The following is a 23,442-nucleotide window of genomic DNA, read 5'->3' as shown; positions in this document are numbered from 1 at the left end:
TTTGGTCGTACGACTTGGGTCCGATGCTCAGCCGCCGGCGCGGATCCGGGCGGCGACCTCCTGGACCTTCGCGATCGCATCCCCGATCGGCGCGGTCAGCCGGTGGTCGGAGACGACCCGGCGGCCCCGGGCGAGGACATGGGCCACGTCCTCGCGCCCCGCTGCGTAGACGAGCGCCGAATAGGGATCGTAGAGCGGTACGAGATGCGGCCGGGACGTGTCGATCACAATCAGGTCGGCATCCATGCCGGGGGCCAGCATGCCCTTCCGCGCACCCTGCCCCGCCGCCGCCGCGCCGCCGCGCGTCGCCATGGCGACGATCTCGCGCGCGGGCAGCACCTCGGGCTCGCCGGTGGCGAGGATCTGCAGGAAGGCCGCCTGCCGCATCGCCTTCCACATGTCGAGATCGTTGCCGCTCGACGCGCCGTCGGTGCCCAGGGACAGCGTCACGCCCGCCGCCCTCAGCGCCTTGAGCCGCGCGGTGCCGGAGGCGAGCTTGGCGTTCGAAAGCGGACAGTGCGAGACCGCCGCGCCGCGCTCCGCGAGCAGCGCGATCTCGTCGTCGTCGAGATGGACGGCATGGGCAATGAGAAGGCCGGGCGCGATCAGCCCGGCCGCATCGAGCGCCCGGACCGGCGTCGTGCCGTGTTGATCGGCGACGAGCCGCATCTCCGAGAGCGCCTCGGCCGCGTGGATGTGGACCGGCACGCCGAGCCGGTCCGACATCGCCCTGACCTCGCGGAGTTTGCCCGCATCGAGCGTATAGGCCGAATGCGGCATCAGCATGAGGTCCACGCCCTCGGCGCCGCGATACTCGGCGACCAGGTCCTCGGCGAAGCGGAGCCGGTCCGGCCAGGGCAGGCGGTCGATGCCATCGAAGCCGATGAAGACCGGGCCGGTGGTGAGCCCGAGGCCGACCGCCGCCGCCGCGCGCACCGTCGCGGCGGGGTGGAAATACATGTCGACGACATGGGTGACTCCGCCCAAGGCCATCTCGGCGAAGCCGAGCGTAGCGCCGGCCTCGACCGTCTCGGGCGTGACATGCGCGGCCTCCGCCGCCCAGACCGTCTTGAGGAACCCGTCGAGCGGCCGGTCGTCGGCAATGCCGCGAAAGAGCGTCATCGCGGCGTGGCAATGGCTGTTGACGAAGCCCGGCAGGAGCAGCCCGCCCTTCGCGTCGATCACCTCCGCCGCCCGCGTTCCGGCGGCGTCCGTCATCGGACCGAGTGCCGCGATCTTGCCGTCCGCCACGGCGAGCGAGCCCGACGCGTGTTCGGAGAAGCCCTCGTCCATCGTCAGGATGCGGGCGTTGGTGATCAGCGTGTCGGCGGTGTTCGGGAAGGCGGTCATGGCATTCCTTTCGGCAGGGCGGGGATCAGCCGCTCCAAGAGCGCGACGAGGCGCGGACGGATGGATTTCGCCGCCTCCCAGACCTCGGCCTCGTTGGTCACATGGTCGTCGGCGACGCTCGCCACCGCGATGTTCGTCACCGCCGAGACCGCGAGCACCCGCATCCCCAGATGCCGCGCCGCGATGACCTCGGGCACGGTCGACATGCCGACGAGATCGCAGCCCGCGAGCCGCAGGAGCCGGATCAGCGCCGGCGGCTCGAAGGAGGGGCCGACGACGTGGGCATAGGTGCCGCGCCGCAAGCCTCCGAGTGTCGCCGCGAGTGCCGCAAGCTCGGGATCGTAGGCGCGGTTCATCGAGACGAAACGCTCGCCCATCGCGGGGTCATTCAGCCCGCGCAGAGGATCGAGGCCGGAGGCGACGGCGAGCGACAGGTGATCCTCGATCACCACCAGATCGCCGGTGCGGTACTCCGGGTTCATGCCGCCCGCCGCATTGGTGAAGACCACGGTACCCGCGCCCAGCGCGGCCAGCACGCGCGTCGGGAACACCACCTCCTGGGGCGTATAGCCCTCGTAGAGGTGGACGCGGCCCTGCATCACCGCGACCTCGCGGCCGAAGAGCCGGCCCAGGATCAGCCGCCCCTCGTGGCCCGGCGCGGTCGAGACCGGGAAATGCGGGATCTCCGCGAAGGGGATCGTCACGCCCTCGACCGCCTCGGCCAAGGGCCCGAGGCCCGATCCGAGCACCAGCGCGATTTCCGGCCTGAGCGGGGTCCGGGTCCGGATGAACTCCGCCGCCGCCTCGATCCTGTCCTTCAGCATCCACGCCTCCCCCTTCCTGCGCCCGTCATCGCATCCGGGCTGCACGCCGGCAAGGCTCACAGCACCCGGCGCAGGAATTCACGGGTCCGCGCCTCGCGCGGGGCGGTGAAGATCGCCGAGGGCGGGCCCTCCTCGACGATCCGGCCCTGGTCGAGGAAGCAGACCTTGTCGGCCGCCTCGCGGGCGAAGCCCATCTCGTGGGTCGCGAGCACCATCGTCATGCCCTCGGCCCGGAGCCGCCGCAGCGCGTCGAGCACCTCGCCCACCAGCTCGGGATCGAGAGCCGAGGTCACCTCGTCGAAAAGCATCACCTCGGGCTTCATCGCGAGCGCCCGGATGATCGCCACCCGCTGCTGCTGGCCGCCGGAAAGCTGGTCGGGGTAGTGCCCCATCCGGTCGGCAAGGCCGAACCGCTCGAACAGGGCTTCGACCTCGGGGCGAAGCGCGGCGCGGCTGAGGCGGTGGATGCGGCGCGGGGCGAGCATCACGTTCTCGGCCGCGGTCATGTGGGGGAAGAGGTTGAAGCTCTGGAACACCATCCCGATCCGCTGGCGGATCGGCTGCGGGTCCTGTTCGGGATCGCTGATCTCGACGCCGTCGAGAAGGATCCGCCCCTCGTCGACGGGTTCGAGGAGGTTCATGCAGCGCAGGAGCGTCGACTTGCCCGAGCCCGAAGCGCCGATCAGGCAGACCAGCTCGCCCTCGTTCACGGCAAGGTCGATGCCCCTGAGCACCGGGTTGGAACCGAAGCTCTTCCAGACTTGGGTGAGTTCCAGCTTCGCCGTCACGCCGTCAGCTCCGCGCCCTGTTGGCCTTGGCGATCAGGTGATCGACATAGCGCGTGGCCGGGACCGTCACGCAAAGGAAGATCACGGCTGCGCCGAGATAGGGGGTGAAGTTCGCCAGAAGCGACTTGTAGACGCCGGCCTGGCGCAGGATCTCCACGGGGCCGATGAACGACAGCAGCGCCACGTCCTTCTGGAGCGCGATCAGGAGGTTCATGTTGGCCGGGATCACCCGGCGGATTGCCTGCGGCAGGATCACGTCTCGCATCACATGCCAGTGCGACAGCCCGAGCGACTGCGCCGCCGCGCGCTGGCTCTCGTGGATCGACTCGATCCCGGTGCGGTAGACCTCGGCGACATAGGCCGAATAGGTCAGGACCACCGCGACCGTTCCCCAGATATAAGGACTGTTCCACGGCCGCGGCAGGCCGAGGCCGGGAACGCCGAAGCCGATCAGGTAGATCACCAGTATCACCGGCACGCCGCGGAAGATGTCGTTGTAGAGCATCCCGAAAAGCCGGAGCGGATAGAGCGCGGGCGACCGCGCGTCGCGCGCCAGCGCGATGACGAGGCCGAGGACGGCGATCATCGGCGCGCACCAGGCGAAGATCGCGACATCGAGGAGGAACGCCTTCAGGAGGCCCGGAAAGGTCTCAGCGAAGATCTCGGCGTTGAAAAAGGATTTCTTCACCCGCTCCCAGCCCGGCGCGAGCGGCACCAGCGTCACGACCGCGGCCAACGCGACGGCGGTGCTCGACGCGGCGATGAGGTTCGACCGCCGCCGCAGCCGCCGCTCGCGGATCTGCCGGCGGCTCATCCCCGGCGCGGCCGGCATCGCGCCGGCCGCCTCTCCGTCGGTTCCGGGCATCGGCCGGCTTACTCGACCAGCGGGACGCCGGTCGCCTCCTGCAGCCATTCCGCCTCGATCTTCGCGAGCGCCCCGTCCGCCGCCATCGCCGCGATCGCCTCGTTGGCGCAGTCGCGAAGCGCATTGCCCTCCTCGAAGACCAGCCCGAACGCGTCCGGCGCCTCGCCGCCCTTCGGGAACTGGCCGAGCACCACGCCGTCATCGAGCACCACCGCCGCGGTGTAGAGCGCGGTCGGCAGGTCCATCAGCGTCGCGTCGATCTGGCCCGCCTTCAGCGCCTCGGCGGCGTCGGCGGTGTCGTCGTAGAGGAGCGGGTCCTTCTCGGGGCCGATCAGGCTGCCGATCAGGGCCGGCGCGGTCGTGCCCGCAGCGAGCCCCCATTGCAACGTCTTGAGCGAGGAGGCGGTCGGCGCTGCGCCGGCATCGACCGTGGGCTGGCGCACCAGCACCGCCTGCGCGGCCTCGTAATAGGGGGCCGAGAAGTCGATGGTCTGGTCCCGCTCGGGCGTGATCGAATATTGCTGGAGGTTGAAGTCAAACTCCTTCGGGCCCGGCTGAATTGCCTGGTCGAAGGAAGTCGTGGTCCACTCAACCTCGTCGGCCGCGAAGCCCATGCGCGCGGCGATCTCGTAGGCGACGGCCGCCTCGAAGCCCTTGCCCGAGGCCGGGTCGTTGTCGATCACCCAAGGAAAATAGGCCGGGTTGCCGGTCGCGACCGTCAGGACGCCGTCCTTGAGCGTCTTGCCGGCGGCGCAGTCGCCCTGCGCCAGCGCGGGTCCGGCCGCGAGCGCCATCCCGGACAGGGTGGCGAGGCAGATCATGTTGATTTTCATTTCATTTCCTCCCGTTGTTCCGGTTCCTCCGAGGCCGCGCCGCGCCCGAATCCCGGACGGCGGCCCGCGCGGCGGGGCCGGTTACCGTTGCCACCAGACTTGGCAGGGGCCGGGTCTGTCAATATCCGATCGGCGGCCGTCCCCGCGGTCCGGCCGGACTTCCGTGGCGTCGCCACCGGCAATTCGGCACGCAGATGCCTCGACGTCGGGTGAGGATTTGTTAGGCTCGGCGTTTCGGCGGAGTGCCGAGCACGCCCGGAGGTGAAGCGATGTCCCTGTCCCGCACGGCCGCCCTGATCTGGCTCTGCGCCGCCCCGGCCGTGGCCGAACCGCTCACGGTCGAGATCGTCACGGCGCGGGCAGAGACCGATGTCCGGGTCTACTCCCTGACCGGCGAGGTGCGCGCCCGAGACCGGCTGTCGGCAGCCTTCCCGCTAAGCGGCCGGATCGTCGAGGTGATGGTAGATGCCGGAGCGCGCGTGGCGAAGGGCGCGGTTCTGGCGCGGATGGATTCGGTGCAGCAGGAACAGGCGCTGCGCGCCGCCGAGGCCGGGCTCTCGACCGCGGCCGCCGACCACCGCCAAGCGATCGAGGATCTCGAGCGTCAGGAGGCGCTGCTCACGCGCGGCGCGACGACGCGGGCCAGTCGCGACAGCACCGAGGACGCGCTGAGCGTCGCCGAGGGCGCGCTTGCCCAAGCCAGGGCCGAGCTTGACCGGGCGCGGACCGCGCTCGACGACACCCTGCTCCTGGCCCCCGAGGAGGCGACGGTAACGCGGCGCATGGTCGAGGTGGGCCAGGTCGTCGGCGCAGCGCAGCCGGTCATGGAACTGGCACTCGGAACCAGGTTCGACGCGGTCTTCGACGTGCCGGAGGTGCTGATGACCGTCGGCGCGACGCCCGCGTTGATCGGGCTGAACCGGATCGACCGGCCGGGCGAGCGGTTCGAGGGCCATATCTACGAGATCTCGCCGGTGGTCGATCCGCAGACCGGGACGGTCGCGGTGACGGTGGCGGTCGACGACCCGCCCGCGGGGCTCGACTACGGCGAGGCGGTGCGCGGAACCGCCGAGGTGGTGGGAAAAGCGCGCGTCGTGCTGCCCCATAACGCCATGAGCGCGACCGCCGAGGGGCCGGCGATCTGGACGGTCGACCCCGCGACGATGGCGGTCGCCCTGCGGCAGGTCCGGATCGAACGGTTCGAGACCGGCCGGATCATCCTGGCCGAGGGCATCGAGGAAGGCACGCTCGTGGTTGCGCGGGGCGCGCAGCTTCTCTATCCGGGCCGGATCGTGCAGGCGGCGGAGGTGGTGCAATGAGGTGGATCGCCCTGACCCTCGCGCTGGCGCTGGCGCTTCCCGCGGCAGCCGAGGACGCGCCGGCGCCGGACACCGCCGCGCCGCGGCCGGTGGTCTCGGTCATCGTCAATCCCGAGACCGGCCTGCCGATCAGCTATGTCGGCACCATCGTCGCCCGGATCCGGGCCGATCTCGGCTTCCCGCTGATCGGCACGGTGGCGGAACGACCGGTCTCGGCCGGCGATACCGTCGCAGGGGGCGAGGTGCTGGCCCGGCTCGACCCCGAGGAGCTTGACGCCGACCTGCGCGCCGCCGAAGCCGGCGTGACCGTGGCCGAGGCGCAGCTCAACTCCGCCACCGATGCCCGCGACCGTGCCCGCGAACTGGCCGCCCGCGGTGTCGGCAGCGAGACCCGGCGCGAGGATGCCGAACGCGCCTACGTCGCCGCCGAGGCGCGGCTCGAGCAGGCGCGCGCGGCACTGGCCCGCGCCGAGGACATGCGCGGCCTCGCCACCCTCACCGCACCGCAGGACGGCGTGGTGACCGAGGTCTTCGCCGAGCCAGGCACCCCGCTTGACGCCGGGCAGCCGGTCCTCCGCCTCGCCGCGACCGGCGAGCGCGAGATCGTCATCGACATCAGCGATTCCGACGCCGCCGCCATGAGGACCGGCATGGCGTTCGACGTGACGCTCGCCGCCAATCCCGCGATCACCGCCGCCGCGACTCTGACCCGGATCGATCCGGTGGCCGAGCGCAGCACCCGCACGCGGCGCGCGCATTTGACGCTGACCGAGCCGCCCGATGCCTACCGCCTGGGCGCGCTCGCCCGCGTCACCCCCAGCATCGGCGTCGAGGCAGGCGTCGTCCTGCCGCTCAGCGCGGTGCTTGATCCCGAGGGCGCGGCCGCGGTCTGGACCGTCGACCGCGACGACCACAGCGTGCGCCGCGTGCCGGTGACGCTCGGCCCCGGAACGGGCGACTACGTGCTGATCGCGGACGGCCTGTCGCCGGGCGACGAGGTCGTCGTGAAGGGCATCCATTCTCTTGAGGACGGGCAGATCGTCGGCCCGCGTGTGGCCGAATGAAACGCTTCAACCTGTCCGACTGGGCGCTCAACCACCGCTCCTTCGTCTGGTTCCTGATGATCGTCTCGCTCGCCGCGGGGGTGCTCGCCTATGTAAGCATCGGCCGCGAGGAGGATCCCGACTTCTCGATCAAGACGATGATCATCTCCGCCGCCCTGCCCGGCGCCGACACCGCCGAGACGCTGCGCCAGGTCACCGACAGGATCGAGAAGAAGCTCGAGGATATCGACGAGCTCGACTACACCCGCTCCGTCACCGCGCCGGGCCGGTCCATCGTCTATGTCGAGCTCCTGCCGACCACGCGCCCGGACGAGATCCCGCGGATCTGGCAGCAGGTGCGCAACATGATGGCCGACATCCGGCCCGAATTCCCGGCCGAGTTCGCGGGCTTCCAGTTCAACGACTCGTTCGGCGACGTCTTCGGCAATCTCTACGCCTTCACCTCCGACGGCTTCAGCCCGCGCGAGGTGCGCGATTATGTCGAGCGCATCCGCCGCGCGGTGCAGGCGCTGCCGGATTCCGGCAAGGTGGAGATCTACGGCACCCGCGACGAGGTGATCTATCTCGAGTTCTCGACCGAACGGCTCGCGGCACTCGGGCTGAACCAGCAGGCGGTGCAGGCGACGCTCGCCGCGCAGAACGCGATCCTGCCCTCGGGCGTGATCGACGCCGGCCCGGAGCAGGTGCTGGTGCGGATCGGCGGCCAGTTCTCCGGCACGGAAAGCCTCGAGGACATCAACCTGCGCGTCGGTGACCGCTTCTTCCGGCTCACCGACGTCGCCAATATCCGCCGCACCTACGAGGACCCGCCCGCCGAGATCTTCCGCTACGAGGGGCAGGAGGCGGTGGGCCTCGCCGTCGGCATGAAGACCGGCGCCAACATCCTCGAATTCGGCGCCGAGCTCGACCAGGTGATGGCCATCGCGGCGGCCGAGTTGCCGATCGGGATCGAGATCCACCAGGTCGCCGACCAGCCGCATGTGGTGGACGAGGCGGTGGGGCATTTCCTCCAGGCGCTTCTCGAGGCGGTGCTGATCGTGCTGGCGGTCAGCTTCATCAGCCTCGGTATGCGGGCGGGCTTCGTCGTCACGCTGACGATCCCGCTCGTGCTCGCGATCACCTTCGTGATCATGCATTATTCGGGCTTCACGCTGCAAAGGATCTCGCTCGGCGCGCTGATCATCGCGCTCGGGCTTCTGGTCGACGACGCGATGATCGCGATCGAGACGATGATCGCGCGACTGGAGAAGGGCGACAGCCTGACCTCGGCGGCCTCCTATGCCTGGACCTCGATCGCCTTCCCGATGCTCACCGGCACGCTCGTTACGGTGGCGGGCTTCATCCCCGTGGGCCTCAACGACTCGGCGGCGGGCGAGTTCACCTTCTCGCTCTTCGTCGTCATCGCGGTGTCGCTCCTCGTCTCGTGGATCGTCGCGGTCCTGTTCGCGCCGCTTCTCGGCGTGACCTTCCTGCCTGCGAAGATGGCGCATCACACGGGCGAGCCGGGCCGGGCGCGGCGTGTGTTCCACCGGGTCCTGCGCCAGGCTATGGCGCATCGCTGGATCACCATCGGACTGACGGTCGCGGTATTCGGCCTGTCGATCTGGGGTATGCGCTACGTCGAGCAGCAGTTCTTCCCGAATTCCGACCGGCCCGAGCTGATCATCGACGTGGCCCTGCCGCAGAACGCCGCGATCTCGGCGACCGCGGCCGAGATGGACCGGATCGAGGCGCATCTTGAGGGCAACGAGAACGTGCTCTTCTGGTCCTCCTATGTCGGCCGCGGGGCGCCGCGCTTTCTTCTCGCCTACGACGTTCCGACGCCGGGGCCGAACACCGGACAGATCGTGATCCAGACCCCCTCGGTCGAGGCGCGTGACGCGCTTCGGGCCGAGCTGAACGCGATCGCCGCACGCGACTTCCCCGGCATCGATACCTTCGTCAAGCTTCTGGAAATCGGCCCGCCGGTCGGCCGCCCGGTACAGTACCGCATCTCGGGCCCCGACATCGCGGTGCTGCGCGACCAGGCGCGCGACCTCGCCGCACTGGTCGCGACCGACGACCGGCTTGCCAACCTCGTGATGGACTGGAACGAGCCCGCCCGCGTGGTCCGGGTCGAGATCCTGCAGGACAAGGCGCGCCAGCTCGGCATCACGCCGGTAGACATCGCTGCGGCGCTGAACGCGATCTACGACGGCGCCGGCGTCACCGAGTTGCGCGACGCGGAGTATCTCGTCGACATCCTCGCCCGCGGCGATGAACGCTCGCGCGAGTCGGTCGAGGCGCTCGCGGGCCTGCAGCTCTCGGCGGCAAACGGGCTCACGATCCCGCTCCGCGCCGTCGCCACCTTCCGCTACGAGACCGAGCAGCCGGTGATCCACCAGCGCAACCGGATGCCGACGATCACGGTGAAGGCGGCGATCGCCACCAAGGACCAGCCCGCGACCATCGTCGCGGCGCTCGCGGAGAAGATCACCGCCTTCGACGCCGCACTGCCCTTCGGCTATCACGTCGAACTCGGCGGCGCGGTGGCCGAAAGCGCCGAAAGCCAGGCGCCGATCGCCGCCGTCGTGCCCCTGATGGCGCTGATCATGCTGACGCTGATCATGGTCCAGATGCAGGGCTTCCGCCTCAGCTTCGTGGTGCTCTGCGTGGCACCGCTCGGCCTCATCGGGGTCGTCGCGGCGCTGGTGCCCTCGGGCGCGCCTCTGGGCTTCGTCGCGATCCTCGGGGTGCTGGCGCTCGTCGGCATCCTCATCCGCAACTCGATCATCCTCGTCGACGAGATCGAGGTGCTGCGCGGAAAGGGCCGCCCGGTCTGGGACGCGGTCTTCGAGGCCTCCGACGCGCGCGCCCGGCCGATCCTCCTGACCGCGGCGGCGGCGAGCCTCGCGCTCATTCCGATCTCGCGGCAGATCTTCTGGGGGCCGATGGCCTATGCGATGATGGGCGGCATCATCGCCGGCACGGTGATCACGCTGGTCTTCGTTCCGGCACTCTATCTCGCGGTGTTCCGGGTCCGCCGCCCGGACGGAACCCGATGACCTCCGGGGCCGGGGCGGTGACGCCCCCGCCCCGGCGACTTCGTTCAGCCGAGCACCGTCCTGACCGCCCGGGCGGTTGCCGCGACCACGGTGTCGGCCTCGGCCTTCGTCAGGCAGAACGGCGGCGCGAAGCCGAGGATGTCGCCCTGCGGCATCGCCCGCGCGATGACCTTGTCCTGGGCGAGAAGCGTGGCCGAGACCTGCGGCCCGATCTTCTTGGCCGGGTCGAAGAAGCGGCGCTCGGCCCTGTCCTCGACGAACTCGACCGCGCAGAGCATGCCCTCGCCGCGAATGTCGCCGACATTGGCGTGGTCGCCCAGCGCCTCGGTCATCGTCTTCTTAAGATAAGCCCCGACCTCGCCCGCGTTCTGGACGAGCTTCAAATCGTCGATGAGCTTGAGGTTCGCCACCCCCGCCGCCGCGCCGATCGGATGGGCGGAGTAGGTCCAGCCGTGGCCGATGGCGCCGTTCTCGTCGGTGCCCTTCTCCAGCACCTTCCAGACCTTGTCGGAGACGATCGAGCCCGACAGCGGCGCATAGGCCGAGGTCATGCCCTTGGCGATGGTGATGATGTCGGGCTCCATCCCGTAATGATCCGAGCCGAACATCGTGCCAAGCCGCCCGAAGCCGGTCACCACCTCGTCGGCGATGAGGAGGATGTCATGCTTCCTCAAGACCTTCTGGATCGCATCCCAGTAGCCGGCCGGAGGCGGCACGATGCCGCCGGTGCCGAGTACCGGCTCGCCGATGAAGGCGGCGATCGTGTCGGCGCCCTCGCGTTCGATCAGAGCCTCGAGCTCGGCCACGCAATGGGCGACGAACTCGGCCTCGGACTGGTTCAGATCCTTGCGGCGGTAGTAATAGGGCGCCTCGGTATGGATCACCTGGGCGAGCGGCAGGTCGAACTTCTTGTGGAAGAGCTCGAGCCCGGTCAGCGAACCCGTCACCAGCCCCGAGCCGTGATAGCCGCGCCAGCGAGAGATGATCTTCTTCTTCTCGGGCCGGCCGAGAATGTTGTTGACGTACCAGACGAGCTTGACGTTGGTCTCGTTCGCATCCGAGCCGCCGAGGCCGAAATAGACCTTCGACATGTTCTTCGGCGCCCGGTCGAGGATCATCTTGGCGAGCGTGATCGAGGCTTCGGTGCCGTGGCCGACATAGGCGTGGTAATAAGCGAGTTCCTTCGCCTGCGCCGCGATGGCCTCGGCGACTTCCTGCCGGCCATAGCCCACGTTCACGCAGTAGAGCCCGGCGAAGGCGTCCAGGAGCCGGTTGCCGTCGCGGTCCTCGATGAAGACGCCGGAGGCGGTCTTGATCACCCGGTTGGGGCTTTCGCCCCGCGCGTGCTGGGCGAGATGGGTCGAGGGATGGAAGAAGTTCTCGCGGTCCCACTGGTCCAGTTGGTCGTTTTTCAGCATCTCAGTTCCCCTTCTCCGTCTCGGCCGTAGCGGCCGAGAATTTTTCGAAAAATTCTCGCAAAATCCTTCAAAGGATTTTGCCCGTCAGGCCCAGTCGCGGCAGACGTACTTGATCTCGGTGAATTCCTCCATCCCGAGCCGCGACCCTTCGCGGCCAAGCCCGGACTGCTTCATGCCCCCGAAGGGGATCGGCGCGCCCGTGACCTTGGTGCGGTTCACCGCGACCATGCCGAACTGGAGCGCCCGGGAAAGCCGGTAGATCCGGCGCGGGTCCTGGGTATGGATATAGGCGACGAGCCCGTATTCGGTGGCGTTCGCCCGCGCCGCAACCTCATCCTCGGCATCGAAAGGCAGGACCGCCGCGACCGGACCGAAGGTCTCCTCGCTGAGGATCTTCGCCTCCGCCGGCACGTCGGTCAGCACCGTCGGCTCGTAGAACAGGGGCCCGAGCGCGTGGCGCCTGCCGCCGCAGGCGAGCGTCGCGCCTCTGGCGAGCGCGTCGGCCACATGCTCCTCCTGCTTGGCCACGGCCTTCTCGTTCATCAGGGGGCCGAGGTCGCGATCCTCGAGGCCCGGCCCGATGGTCAGAGCCTGCGTCGCCTCGGTGAAGCGGCGACAGAACTCGGCGTAGACGGGGCGTTCGACGAAGATGCGGTTGGCGCCGAGGCAGTCCTGCCCCGAGGTCGCCCATTTCGCCTTCATCACCTCGGCCACGGCATTGTCGAGATCGGCATCTGCGAAGACGAGGACCGGCGCATGGCCGCCAAGTTCCATCACCAGCCGCTTCACCGTGTCGGCCGACTGCCGGTAGAGAAGCCGCCCGACCTCGGTCGAGCCGGTGAAGGAGAGCGCACGGACGCGAGTGTCCTTCGTCCAGGGTTCGACGATCACCGGCGCGATGCCGGTGACGACGTTGAAGACCCCGGCGGGCACGCCCGCGCGCTCCGCCAACTCGGCCAGTGCCAGCGCCGAGAAAGGGGTCTCGGCCGAGGGGTGGCAGACGACGGTGCAGCCCGCCGCCATCGCCGCCGCCGCTTTGCGGGTCAGCATCGCCGAGGGGAAGTTCCAGGGCGTGATGAGAGCGGCGACGCCCACCGGCTCACGCCAGAGCTCGACCTCGGCATCGGCGAGGTGGCTGGTCACGCCCTCGATGTTCGGGCGTTTCGCCTCCTCGGCGTAGAACTCGACGAAGGCCGCGCCGTAGTCGATCTCGCCCCGCGCTTCCGAAAGCGGCTTGCCCTGCTCCAGAACCATGATCCGGGCGAGGTCCTCCTTGTGGGCGAGGATCAGCTCGAACCAGCGCCGGAGGATCGCCGCGCGCGCCTGCGGCAGAAGCGCGGACCAGCCGGGAAACGCCGCCTGTGCCGCGTCGACGGCGGTGATCGCCTCCGCGGCGGACAGGCTGGCCACCTCGCCGACGATCTCTCCGGTCGCCGGGTCGGTCACGCCGACCGTGGCGCCGGACACGGCGGCGCACCACTTGCCGCCGATATAGGCGAAGCTGCGGACAAGCCGTTTGTCGGCAATGTCCATGCGCGAAGAGAGGGCGGTGTCCAACATCTTGTCCTCCAGCGGGAATGTCCCCCGAAGGATCGGCGAAATCGCCAGCCGAAGAGACTGAACTTCGCCGGACGGGCAGAGGATTCCTCTGCCGTGGGCGGATAATTCAGGCGATCCCGGCGCCGCCACCGGCACGGGACGCGTGTCGCACCGCGCCAACCTGCCGCGTGATCTGGCCAATGTGGCGCCCGTCGGTGCCGCAGCAGCCTCCCCAGACGTTGATGTGCGGAAAGCGCCGGGCGAGATCGGCCATCTGCCCGCCCAATTCCTCCGGGTCGCCGTCCTCGAGATGACCAAGCTTGCAGAGGGACAGCGTGCCCATCGCGACCGCGTTCGGCATGAAGCCGCCAAGCCGCCGGGTCCAGTCTCCGGGGGTCAGGGCGGACTCGAACTCGGTCGGATGGGTGCAGTTGATCATGAAATAGGCCGGTGCGCTGCCGGTCGCGGCATCGACCCTGGCGATCGCCTCCTCCAGCGTCTCGCCGCCCGAGAGGCGCCCGCCCTGCTTGACGAAGAAGGAAATGACGACGGGCATCCCGGCGGCCTTCGCGGCGAGCGCGACACCGATCGCCTCCTCGACGCTCGAAAAAGTCACCGCAGAGACCTGGTCGATGCCGGCCTTCCTGAATGTCTGGATCTGCTCGGAGTGGTAGTCCTCGGCCTCCGCGGCACTCGGCGTGCGCCCGACGTTGTAGGCGTCGCCGCGCGGTCCGATGACGCCGCCGACGCGCATCGGGGTTTCGGGGCTGTCGTATTCTCGGGCGAAGTCCCTGTAGAACTCGATGCCGCGGATGTTGATCTCTTCGAGTCCCTCGCGCGAAAATCCGATCAGTTCGCCCCAGTCGCGGCTCGCGCGGTAGTGCAGGCCCTCGTTGATCACGCCGAACCCGTTTTCCACCGCTGCCTCGACGAGCCTGCGATGATAGTCGGCTAGGCAGGCATGACCGCGCGCGTCGTCGAGAAGCTCGAAGGCGCAGAAGTGGCGGAGAACGAAGCCGTCGACATATTGCAGCCAGGTCTCGAACCCACCACCGCATGTCATCGCGTGCCCGTTCATCTGCGGAAGCTGGCTGTGTTTTGTCATGTCCATCCTCCTCGATCGCTCCGGAGCATGTTAACAGCCGAGCGCCCATGTGTCGCCCAGATCGCAGTCACGCCCCCAGAAGCACGTCGAACGGCGGCGCGCCCCGCCCCTTCACCGGCTTCGTCACGACATAGGTGAAGTAGCGCGCGAGCCCGATCCGCGCGTCGAGCATTTCGTCGATCAGCCGCTGATAGGCGTCGATATCCCGGGTCACGATCTGCATCAGGTAGTCGAAGCCGCCACCGAGCGCCCAGCAGGCGACGACCTCGTCATAGCGCCCGACCGCCGCCTCGAAGGCGCGGAAGCTCGCCGCGGTGTGGTCGGCCAGCTCGGCGGCGACGAAGACCGTGACGTGGGGGCCGAGCTTCTTCAGCGCGATCTCGGCCCGGTAGCCCTCGATCAGCCCGGCTTTTTCAAGCTTCTTCAGCCGGTCCCAGCAGGGCGTCGGCGACAGCCCGATCCGGTCGGCGAGGGCGGCCTTGGTGATCCGGCCCTCGGTCGAGAGGATGCGCAGGATCTCGATGTCGCGGTCGTCGAGCTTCATCCGATCACCGTCGGGCCCATTGGTGCAGTCGTCAGCAGTTCCGGCCCGTCCGGACCGAGGAGCGCAGTGTTCGAGACGAAGAAATTGCCGCGCCCGGTTTCGGTGAACCACGAGAGAAGGTGGAAGCTCATGCCTTCCCTGATCTCCAGATCGCTGTCGTGGCGCAGCCCCGTGACCTTGTTGCCGCCGGTCCAGGAGGGCGGGAAGCCGATTCCGACGAGATAGCCGCAATGGTGGCGGCGGTAGTGCGGCATCCCGGCGGCGTCCACGACCGCCTGCCAGTCGGCATAGACGTCGCGCGCGCGGCGTCCGGGGCGGAGGCCGTTGAACGCCGCATCGAAGGCGCGTTTCGCGATCTCGGCCATCTCCGCATCCTCGTCGCGGATGAACCCGAGATGGATGAGCCGCCCCATCGGCGCATGGTAGCGCGAGACGCAGCCGGCAAGTTCCAGCATCACCCGCTCACCGTTCCGGTAGTTGCCGTCGCCCCAGGTCGTGTGCTCCTCCGCGATGCGGTGGTCGGGGCGGAGGAAGGGGCCGAAACCGGGCGGGTTGGAGCCTGCGCGGATCATCGCGGCGGTGCATTCGGCGGCGACGTCGGCCTCGCGCGCGCCGTCGCGGAGCGCGGCGATGGCGGCGATGGTGCCGGCATCCGAGGCCTTGGCCGCGGCGCGCAGCAGCGCCTGTTCCTCGGGCGATTTCACGAGGCGGAGCGTGTCCGTGAGGTCGGTGATATCGGCCCAGCCGCCCGCGCCCGCCGCCGCCGCGATCTCCTGCCCGGCGGCGAAGGAGAGGCCCGAAGATGCGGTCTCGAGCCCGATCCGCCTGCCCGCAAGCGCCCCCAGTTCGCGCGCCAGATGGCTCGCCGCCGTCACGCTGTCGCTGTGGCCCGAGAAGCGGGCGTTGCGGACCTGGTTTTCGATCGTCACCCGTTCCATCTGACGCGTCACCAGCACCATCTCGCCCTCTGGGCGCACGATCAGATGATGCGGCGCGAAGTAGCCCCAGTGGTCGAGGCCGGTCAGGTAAAAGACGCTTTCGGGCGCGGAAAAGACCGCGAGGTCGAGGCCGCGCGCGGCGATTTCGGCGCGGACGGCCTTGAGCCTGCGAGCGAGTTCCGCATCGGAGAAGGGGTTGCGGAACATCTCACGCCCGGATGATCGTGCCGGCTTTCGGGAACCGGGCGCGGACATGGGTGGCGATGGCGGTGTCCTGCACACCGGTCCCGGTGAGATCGGAGATGGTGATGGCATCCGGCGATCGGCGGCCCGGTTTCTGGCCCGTGATGACTTCGCCGAGCTCCGCCGGCGTGCCCCCGGTCCAGAGCCCTGTAGCCAGCGCGGTTCGAAGCTCGCCAAGGGACTCGCACTGGCTCACGCGGTCGCAGACGTAACTGTCGGCGCGCGACAGAGCTGCGGGGTCGATTTCGTTCTTGTAGTCGGCGTCCGACCCCATCGCGGTGACATGGAGGCCCGGATGCAGCCACTCGGCCTTCAGGACCGGTTCGCGCGCTGGCGTCGTGGTGATCACGAGTTGGCTTTCGGCAACGAGCGAAGCTGGATCATCGACCGCTTCCGCCCCGATTCCGAGCGATCGTGCCAGATCGGCGGCGCAGGCGCGCGCCTTCTCCATGTCGCGGCCGTGGACGAGGACTCGGGTGAAGGGCCGCACCAGATGCGCCGCCTCGGCCTGCAATCGCGCCTGAAGCCCGGTGCCGATCACGCCCGCCGTCTCGACCACCTCGGGCGCGAGGTGGCGTGCCGCGACCGCGCCCGCAGCGGCAGTCCTGACGTCGGTCAGGTATCCGTTGTCCAGAAGGACCGCCTCGACGCGGCCGGTCTTCGCGGAAAACAGGACCATCAGGCCGTTGAGGCTGGGCAGGCCCAGCTTCGCGTTGCCGTAAAACCCCGTGCTGACCTTCAGCGCGAAACTGTCGAAGCCGGGGATGAAGGCGGTCTTGGCGTCGACCTCGCCATGCATCGCCTCGAGTTCCATCGACATGATCGGCGGCATCACCACGCCGCCCCGGGCCAGCGCGGCGAAGGCGGCCTCGATCACGTCGACCGTGGTCAGGTCGAGTTTCACGATCCCGCGCAGTTCCGCCTCGGTAATGATCTGGATGTCATGCGCCATAGCGTCTGCCTTTCACTTCAAGATCGCCGATCCGCACGTCCTCGCCGGCCATGATCCGGTTGAAGACCTGCATGTCGAGATTGCGGCCCGTGACGATGGTGCCGACGGGGCCGTCCACCGTGACGTTGCCCGACAGCACCGCCGCGAGGCCGACGACCGAGCCGCCTTCGGCGACGATCCGGTCCTCGTAATAGAGCACCTGCATCGCGTGGCGGATTTCCTCCTCGGTCACGAGCACCACCTCGTCGAGATGGTCGCGGCAGAGCGGGAACGAAAGCCGGTTCTGAAGCCCGATCCCGCCGCCGAGGCTGTCTGCGAGCGAGGCATATTCCGGCACCTCGACCGGGTGCCCGGCGCGGATAGACTCGTACATCGCGGCGCCGCGCTCCATCGTGATGCCGATGACCCTGATCTTCGGGTTGATCGCCTTCGCCGCGACCGCGACACCGGCCGCGAGCCCGCCGCCGGAGAGCGGCACGAGCAGCGTCGCGAGATCGGGCCGCGCCTCCAGCATCTCAAGGCCGATGGTGCCCTGCCCGGCGATCACCTTCGCATCGTCGAAGGGCGAGATTTCCACCAGCCCCTCGGCCTCGCAGAGTCGCTGGCTTTCATGCATCGCCTCGTCCTGCGTCGTGCCGATAATGCGGACATCGGCACCGAGCGCGCGGATGCCGTTCACCTTGGCCTCCGGCACGAGCTTCGACATGCAGATCACCGCCTTCATGCCGCGCCTCGCCGCCGCGTAAGCGACGCCCCGGCCATGATTGCCGGTGGAGCAACAGGTGACGCCGCCAACCGTATCGGGCAGCGTCATCACCGCGTTGACCGCGCCGCGCAGCTTGAAGGCGCCGATTGGCTGCATGTTCTCGAGCTTCAGAAGGAAATCGTGGCCGGCGGCCTTCGTCATGAAGGGCGAGGGCACGAAGGGCGTCGCATCCGCCACGCCGCGGATGACCCGCCGCGCGGCGAGGATATCGGAAAGCGCGAAATCCATGTCAGTCGGCTTCCTTGACGGCGGACAGGAACTGCTTTGTCCGGTCGCGCTGCGGACTGCCGAACAGCGCGTCGGGCGGCCCCTGCTCTTCAATCTTTCCGGCGAAGAAGAAGCAGATCCGGTCCGAGATGTCGCGGGCGAAGCCCATCTGGTGGGTGACCATCAGCATCGTCAGGTTGTGCTCGCTGACGAGCTTGCGGATCACGTTCGTCACCTCGCCGATCACCTCGGGATCGAGGGCCGAGGTCACCTCGTCGAAGAGCATGACCTTCGGTCGCATGGCGAGCGCGCGGGCGATCGCCACCCGCTGCTGCTGGCCGCCCGAGAGCCGCGAGGGGTGCTGGTCCTTCTTGTCGATCATGCCGACCATTTCCAGCAATTCCTCGGATCGCGCGCGCGCCTCCTTCTTCGAAAGGCCGAGCACCTGCACCGGGCCTTCCATGCAGTTCTGCAGCGCGGTCATGTGGGGAAAGAGGTTGAAATGCTGGAAGCACATGCCGATCGAGGACCGCGCGCGGCGCAGGTACTTCGCATCCGCCGGCACCAGCACGCCGTTCTTCGCCATATGCGTAAGCGGCTTGCCGTCGACGTAGATGACGCCGCCGTTGATCGTCTCCAGCGTCATCAGCATCCGCAGAACAGTGGTCTTGCCGGAGCCGGACGGCCCGATGATCGTCACCATCTCACCCTCGGTCACGTCGAGGTCGAGGCTGTCGAGCACGGTGAGCGACCCGTACCGCTTGGTGACGTTCATGAAGCGCACCATGGGCACGTCCGCCCCGGTCAGCTCCAGCGGATAGCGCGACATGTCTTCCATCAGCTCATTCCCAGTTTGCGGCGGACCCAGGCTTCGAAGGCGCGGATCAAACCGGCCGAGGGCAGCGAGATCAGCAGGAAGACCACGCCGACGATCGTGTAGGGTTCCAGGTAGCGGTAGTGCTGGCCGCCGATCGCATTGGCGGCATGCATGAGTTCGGCGACCCCGATCACCGAGAGCATCGGCGTGTCCTTGAAGATGCCGACGAGGTAATTGCCCATACCCGCGACCGACAGCGGCAGTGCCTGTGGGATGATGATGCGGAAATAGGTCTGGGCGGTCGACATGTTGAGCGCGGTGCAGGCCTCCCACTGGCCCTTCGGAACGCTTTCGATGCCGCCACGGTAGACCTCGGAGAGATAGGCCGCGTAGTGAAGGCCGATGGCGATCATGCCGGCGACCCAGGGGCTGAGCGTCACGCCGTATTGCGGACCGACATAGAAGACGAAGAAGATCTGCAGGACGAGCGGCGTCGAGCGGATGAACTCGACCGCCTCGCGCACGACGAACGTCAGCGGCCGGTACGGGGTCCGCTGCGCCAGCGCGAGGACGAGGCCGAGGACGATGGCGATCGCGTAGCCGATGCCCGCCGCCATCAGCGTATTGAGCGTGGCCCAGAGCATCCGGGGCATGATCTCGAAGGTGAAGTCCCAGCGCCAGTCGAGCATCTCAGGCCCTCCCCATCCGGCGCCGCATCGTGCGTTCGAGCCAGCGCATGAACGGCGTCACCAGAAGCCGCGCGAAGACGTAGTAGATCACCAGCGCGGTGCCGAAGGCCTGCGCCGAGAGATAGGTGGAGCCGTTGATCTGGCGTGCCTCGAACATGAGGTCCGAGACCGCGATCAGCGAGACGAGCGCGGTGCCCTTCAGAAGCTCGATGATGAGATTGCCCCAGGGCGGCAGCATCGCGACGAAGGCCTGCGGCAGGATGATCCGCCGCATCTGGGTCGCGGGCGACATCGAGAGCGCATAGGACGCCTCCCACTGGCCCTTCGGCACCGACTGGATCGCGCCGCGCACCAGTTCGGCCCCGTAGGCGCCGAGATTGAGGCCGACGGCGATGAAACCGGTTGTGAACTTGTCGAAGGTGATCCCGAACAAGGGCAGCACGAAGAATAGCCAGAAGAGCTGCACGAGCAGCGAGGTGCCGCGGAAGAACTCGATATAGGTGACGGCCACGCCCTTCGCGATCGGGTTTGCCGAAAGCTTCATGAGCCCGGCGATAAGTGCGAGCAGGATCGCCAGCACCGCGGCGAGCAGGAACTGGGCGGCCGTGATCAGCGTCCCGTCGATGTAGCGGCCGCCATGTTCGGCCAGGAAATCCAGGTAAGACATGCGCGCTCCGCTCTCTGGCGACGGTCAGACGGGCCCGGCCTGCGGACCCGTCCGTTCAGGCGGTCAGCCGTCCTCAGCGGTTGGCGCAGACCCATTCGGTGGTTTCGTCACCGGGCAGGACCTTGGCGTCGTAGCCGTATTCGGCAACCGAGGCGAGCATCGCGTCGGAGCCGAGATACTTCGCCTGCGCCTCGTTGAAGGCTGCGACGAAATCGGTGTCGTCATGACGGAAGCCGATGCCGACCCAGTTCTGGGTCCATTCGGGCAGCGCGCCGGGATCGGTCACCTCGATCTCGCCGCCGGAGTTCCTGGCAAGTTCCTGCGCGGTGAAGAAGGTCACGGCGCCCGCGGCGGCACGGCCGGCCTTCACGGCGGCGAGGATCTCGGTCGGCCCCGGCACCTGCATGATCTGCGCCTCCGGCACACCTTCCTTCATCGCCGCCTCGATCGTGTTGAAGCCGGCGCCGGTCACCATCGTCGCGTTCTTGGCGACGAAGTCGGTATAGGTCGAGATACCCTCGGGGTTGCCGGTCTGGACGATGAAGGCGTCGGACACCTTCGCCATCGGCTCCGAGAAGGTCACGTTCTCGCAGCGGGAATTGAGGATGTACATGCCGCCGGTGATCATGTCGAAGCGGTTGGCCTGGAGGCCGGGGATGAGCCCGCCCCAGTCGGTCACCACCGGCTCGATATTGTCGTAGCCCATCTCGCCGAGGACGCCGAGCACATAGGCGTTGACGAAACCGAGCGGCGCGTTGCCCTCGCCCGGATAGGCCCAGGGCACCTCGTTGGCAAAGCCGATGCGGATCGATTCGCCGGCGTTGATCCGGTCCATCAGCGCGCCCGCCATCGCCGCGACAGTCGACGCGCCGAGCGCGATTCCGGCCAGAACCGTGGTCATCATCAGTGATTTCTTCATGCCGCCCTCCCTGGCAGTTTTCCGAGCTTTCGAGTCGAAATCCCGAATGTTGTGCACATCATCGGTCGCAAAGCTCTTATGTCAAGGAATAATCGGACAATTCATCCGCTATTGACGCAATCATCTTGCCAACATCGACGTTTCGAACTAGCGTTGTGCACAATTGAGCATCCACATCACCCACGAGGACCACATGGGACTGCCAAACGCTCCCTTCGGCGCGGCCGAATACGCGCGCCGCATCGCCAAGACCCGCGCCGCAATGGAGAAGGTCGGGATCGACGCGATCTTCGTTACCGACCCGTCGAACCAGGCCTGGCTCACCGGCTATGACGGCTGGTCGTTCTACGTCCACCAGGGCGTGATCCTGACGAAGGAGGGCGATCCCCACTGGTGGGGCCGCTACATGGACAGCCTCGGCGCGCTCCGGACCTGCTGGATGGAGGCAGGCACGATCCACGGCTATGCCGACAAATACGTCCAGTCGACGGTGCATCACCCGATGCAGGACCTCGCGGGCCATCTCCGGGCGCTCGGCCTCGAAGGCGCGCGGATCGGCGTGGAGATGGAGAACTACTACTACTCTGCGAAGGCCCATGCCGTCCTGCAGGCCGAACTGCCGAACGCCACATTCGTCGACGCCACCGCGCTTGTGAACTGGCAGCGGCTGGTGAAGTCGGGCGAGGAGGTGGCCTTCATCCGCAACGCCGCGAAGATCTCCGAAAAGGTCATCCGCACCGCGATCGAGAAGGCCGAGCCGGGCCTGCGCAAGAACGAGCTCGTGGCCGAGATCTTTCATGCCGGGATCACCGGCGTCGGCGACATCTGGGGCGACTATCCCGCCATCGTGCCGCTGACGCCCTCGGGGCTCGACGCGACCGCCGCGCACCTGACCTGGAACGGTGCGCCGATGCGCTCGGGCGAGGCGACCTTCTTCGAGCTTTCGGGCTGCTACCGCCGCTATCACGCACCCTTGTGCCGCACGGTCTATCTCGGCACGCCGCCGGCCGAGATGCTGGAGGCCGAGAAGGCCCAGATCGAGGGGATCGCGGCCGGGCTCGACGCCGCGCGGGCCGGCAACCGGACCTGCGACATCGCCAATGCCTTCCTCGGGGTCCTGAAGAAATACGGCATCAAGCGCGAGGGGCGCATGGGCTATCCGATCGGCCTCAGCTACCCGCCCGACTGGGGCGAGCGCACCGCCTCGATCCGCACCGAGGACGAGACCGTGCTCGAACCCGGCATGGTCTTCCACTTCATGCCGGCGCTCTGGATGGAAAGCTGGGGGCTCGAGACCACCGAGACCATCCTGATTACGGAAAGCGGCCCGGCCGAGCCCTTCTGCAACGTCGAGCGCAAGCTCTTCATCAAGGACTGAGACGGTGCATTACCTCGACGACACCAAGGCGCTCCTGCGCCAGCTCATCGCCTATCCGACGGTTTCGCCGGACAGCAATCTGGAGCTGATCGAGTTCCTCGCCGGGCGGCTGGAGGCGGTCGGCGCGCGGGTCGACATCCACCGCGACGCGACCGGGGCGAAGGCCAATCTCTTCGCGACGCTCGGGCCGGACGTGGACGGCGGCATCCTTTTGTCGGGCCATTCCGACGTGGTGCCGGTGACCGACCAGAACTGGTCGACCGACCCGTTCGAGATGGTCGAGCGCGACGGCAAGCTCTACGGCCGCGGCACCTGCGACATGAAGGGCTTCATCGCCGCCGCGGTGGCGATGGCGCCGTTCTATGCCGAGAGGGTCAAGGACCGACCGGTCCATTTCGCCTTCACCCATGACGAGGAGACCGGCTGCCTCGGCGCGCAGGCGCTGGCGCAGATCCTTCGCGCGCAGGGCACCCGCCCCGGCGTCGCGATCATCGGCGAGCCGACCTCGATGCGGATCATCGAGGGCCACAAGGGCTGTTATGAATACTCGACCCATTTCACCGGGCTCGAAGGCCACGGCTCCGGCCCGGACCGCGGCGTCAACGCGGTCGAATACGCGGTGCGCTACGTCGCGCGGCTTCTGGAGCTGAAGGACCAGCTCAAGGCCCGCGCGCCGAAGGACAGCCGGTTCGAACCGCCCTGGACCACGATCAACACCGGCGCGCTCGTGGGCGGGGTCGCCCACAACGTCATCCCCGGCAAGGCGCGGATCGACTGGGAAATGCGCCCGGTCCAGAGCGGCGACGCCGATTTCGTGAAGGCTGACCTCCACGCCTTCTGCACCCACACGCTCCTGCCGGCGATGCGCGCGGTCTCGCCCGACGCCGACATCGTGACCGAGGTGATGGGCGAGGTCGACGGGCTGATCCCGGCAGACGAGAACGAGGCCAAGGACATCCTGATGGAGCTCACCGGCGCCAACGGCGCCGACACCGTGCCCTTCGGGACCGAGGCCGGGATCTTCCAGAGCCTCGGCATGTCGGCCGTCGTCTGCGGGCCGGGCTCGATCGAGCAGGCGCACAAGCCCGACGAATACCTGGCCCTTGACCAGTTGACCGAATGTCTGGTGATGCTGGAGCGGCTGGGCGGCAAGCTCGCCGCGTAAGGGGGAGC

At 68.2% G+C, this 23,442-nt stretch carries 21 protein-coding genes; 5 read left to right on the top strand and 16 right to left on the bottom strand.

The window, feature by feature from the left end:
• Positions 1 to 27: 27 nt before the first annotated feature.
• Genes OM960_RS19760 through OM960_RS19740 form a run of 5 tightly spaced genes read right to left on the bottom strand, consistent with a single transcriptional unit; the run spans position 28 to position 4,660 of the window.
• Positions 28 to 1,350, bottom strand: coding sequence for an amidohydrolase family protein (locus OM960_RS19760; RefSeq protein ID WP_264773163.1), 1,323 nt, complete (start codon positions 1,348 to 1,350; stop codon positions 28 to 30).
• Positions 1,347 to 2,174, bottom strand: coding sequence for a purine-nucleoside phosphorylase (locus OM960_RS19755; RefSeq protein ID WP_264773162.1), 828 nt, complete (start codon positions 2,172 to 2,174; stop codon positions 1,347 to 1,349). The genes OM960_RS19760 and OM960_RS19755 overlap by 4 nt, the downstream gene beginning before the upstream one ends.
• A gap of 56 nt (positions 2,175 to 2,230) precedes the next feature.
• Positions 2,231 to 2,962 (bottom strand): amino acid ABC transporter ATP-binding protein, encoded by a 732-nt coding sequence (locus tag OM960_RS19750; RefSeq protein ID WP_263336717.1) that lies wholly within the window; start codon positions 2,960 to 2,962, stop codon positions 2,231 to 2,233.
• Between the two features lie 4 nt (positions 2,963 to 2,966).
• Positions 2,967 to 3,827 (bottom strand): amino acid ABC transporter permease, encoded by an 861-nt coding sequence (locus OM960_RS19745; protein ID WP_263336718.1) that lies wholly within the window; start codon positions 3,825 to 3,827, stop codon positions 2,967 to 2,969.
• An 8-nt stretch (positions 3,828 to 3,835) separates the two neighbouring features.
• Positions 3,836 to 4,660: an ABC transporter substrate-binding protein gene (locus OM960_RS19740; RefSeq protein ID WP_263336721.1), complete on the bottom strand. Its 825-nt coding sequence runs from the start codon at positions 4,658 to 4,660 to the stop codon at positions 3,836 to 3,838.
• A gap of 269 nt (positions 4,661 to 4,929) precedes the next feature.
• On the opposite strand from OM960_RS19740, the gene OM960_RS19735 reads away from it, so the two are divergent.
• Genes OM960_RS19735 through OM960_RS19725 form a run of 3 tightly spaced genes read left to right on the top strand, consistent with a single transcriptional unit; the run spans position 4,930 to position 10,087 of the window.
• Complete coding sequence (locus OM960_RS19735; RefSeq protein WP_263336723.1) at positions 4,930 to 5,979, top strand: efflux RND transporter periplasmic adaptor subunit; 1,050 nt, start codon at positions 4,930 to 4,932, stop codon at positions 5,977 to 5,979.
• A complete protein-coding gene (locus OM960_RS19730) occupies positions 5,976 to 7,043 on the top strand; it encodes an efflux RND transporter periplasmic adaptor subunit (protein WP_263336724.1) in 1,068 nt (355 codons plus the stop codon). The genes OM960_RS19735 and OM960_RS19730 overlap by 4 nt, the downstream gene beginning before the upstream one ends.
• Positions 7,040 to 10,087 (top strand): efflux RND transporter permease subunit, encoded by a 3,048-nt coding sequence (locus tag OM960_RS19725; RefSeq protein WP_263336726.1) that lies wholly within the window; start codon positions 7,040 to 7,042, stop codon positions 10,085 to 10,087. The genes OM960_RS19730 and OM960_RS19725 overlap by 4 nt, the downstream gene beginning before the upstream one ends.
• Positions 10,088 to 10,131: 44 nt before the next feature.
• On the opposite strand, the gene OM960_RS19720 is transcribed toward OM960_RS19725, so the two are convergent.
• From OM960_RS19720 to OM960_RS19670, 11 genes are all read right to left on the bottom strand, one after another.
• Positions 10,132 to 11,505 carry an aspartate aminotransferase family protein gene (locus tag OM960_RS19720; RefSeq protein ID WP_263336729.1) on the bottom strand — a complete coding sequence of 458 codons (1,374 nt, stop codon included), beginning with the start codon at positions 11,503 to 11,505 and terminating at the stop codon, positions 10,132 to 10,134.
• An 84-nt stretch (positions 11,506 to 11,589) separates the two neighbouring features.
• Positions 11,590 to 13,065, bottom strand: coding sequence for an NAD-dependent succinate-semialdehyde dehydrogenase (locus OM960_RS19715; protein WP_264773161.1), 1,476 nt, complete (start codon positions 13,063 to 13,065; stop codon positions 11,590 to 11,592).
• 106 nt (positions 13,066 to 13,171) lie between these two features.
• Complete coding sequence (locus OM960_RS19710; RefSeq protein ID WP_264773160.1) at positions 13,172 to 14,149, bottom strand: homocysteine S-methyltransferase family protein; 978 nt, start codon at positions 14,147 to 14,149, stop codon at positions 13,172 to 13,174.
• A gap of 67 nt (positions 14,150 to 14,216) precedes the next feature.
• Entirely contained in the window at positions 14,217 to 14,693 is a 477-nt protein-coding gene (locus OM960_RS19705; protein ID WP_264773159.1) for an Lrp/AsnC family transcriptional regulator, read from the bottom strand.
• Entirely contained in the window at positions 14,690 to 15,838 is a 1,149-nt protein-coding gene (locus tag OM960_RS19700) for a M24 family metallopeptidase (protein ID WP_264773158.1), read from the bottom strand. Before OM960_RS19700 ends, OM960_RS19705 begins: the two co-directional genes overlap by 4 nt.
• Position 15,839: 1 nt before the next feature.
• On the bottom strand, positions 15,840 to 16,826 hold the full coding sequence (locus tag OM960_RS19695; protein WP_263336739.1) for a cyclodeaminase: 987 nt from the start codon (positions 16,824 to 16,826) through the stop codon (positions 15,840 to 15,842).
• Complete coding sequence (gene eutB, locus OM960_RS19690) at positions 16,816 to 17,820, bottom strand: hydroxyectoine utilization dehydratase EutB (protein ID WP_264773157.1); 1,005 nt, start codon at positions 17,818 to 17,820, stop codon at positions 16,816 to 16,818. The genes OM960_RS19695 and eutB overlap by 11 nt, the downstream gene beginning before the upstream one ends.
• Position 17,821: 1 nt before the next feature.
• A complete protein-coding gene (gene ehuA, locus OM960_RS19685) occupies positions 17,822 to 18,637 on the bottom strand; it encodes an ectoine/hydroxyectoine ABC transporter ATP-binding protein EhuA (RefSeq protein WP_290428718.1) in 816 nt (271 codons plus the stop codon).
• Positions 18,637 to 19,305 (bottom strand): ectoine/hydroxyectoine ABC transporter permease subunit EhuD, encoded by a 669-nt coding sequence (gene ehuD, locus OM960_RS19680; protein ID WP_264773156.1) that lies wholly within the window; start codon positions 19,303 to 19,305, stop codon positions 18,637 to 18,639. Before ehuD ends, ehuA begins: the two co-directional genes overlap by 1 nt.
• Before the next feature lies 1 nt (position 19,306).
• Positions 19,307 to 19,972, bottom strand: a complete 666-nt coding sequence (gene ehuC / locus OM960_RS19675; protein ID WP_263336746.1) for an ectoine/hydroxyectoine ABC transporter permease subunit EhuC — start codon at positions 19,970 to 19,972, stop codon at positions 19,307 to 19,309.
• Positions 19,973 to 20,045: 73 nt separating this feature from the next.
• Positions 20,046 to 20,891 (bottom strand): transporter substrate-binding domain-containing protein, encoded by an 846-nt coding sequence (locus OM960_RS19670; protein ID WP_263336749.1) that lies wholly within the window; start codon positions 20,889 to 20,891, stop codon positions 20,046 to 20,048.
• Positions 20,892 to 21,084: 193 nt separating this feature from the next.
• Between OM960_RS19670 and OM960_RS19665 the strand changes: the two genes are divergently transcribed.
• Together OM960_RS19665 and argE are read left to right on the top strand one after the other, a co-directional pair.
• Positions 21,085 to 22,269 carry a M24 family metallopeptidase gene (locus OM960_RS19665; protein WP_263336751.1) on the top strand — a complete coding sequence of 395 codons (1,185 nt, stop codon included), beginning with the start codon at positions 21,085 to 21,087 and terminating at the stop codon, positions 22,267 to 22,269.
• 4 nt (positions 22,270 to 22,273) lie between these two features.
• Complete coding sequence (argE, locus tag OM960_RS19660; protein ID WP_264773155.1) at positions 22,274 to 23,434, top strand: acetylornithine deacetylase; 1,161 nt, start codon at positions 22,274 to 22,276, stop codon at positions 23,432 to 23,434.
• The last annotated feature ends 8 nt before the right edge of the window (positions 23,435 to 23,442 follow it).

The organism is Defluviimonas salinarum (genome assembly GCF_026013545.1).
Lineage (GTDB): Bacteria > Pseudomonadota > Alphaproteobacteria > Rhodobacterales > Rhodobacteraceae > Albidovulum > Albidovulum salinarum.
Note: the sequence above shows the minus strand (reverse complement) of the source record. Positions and strands in the feature narration are given on the sequence as shown.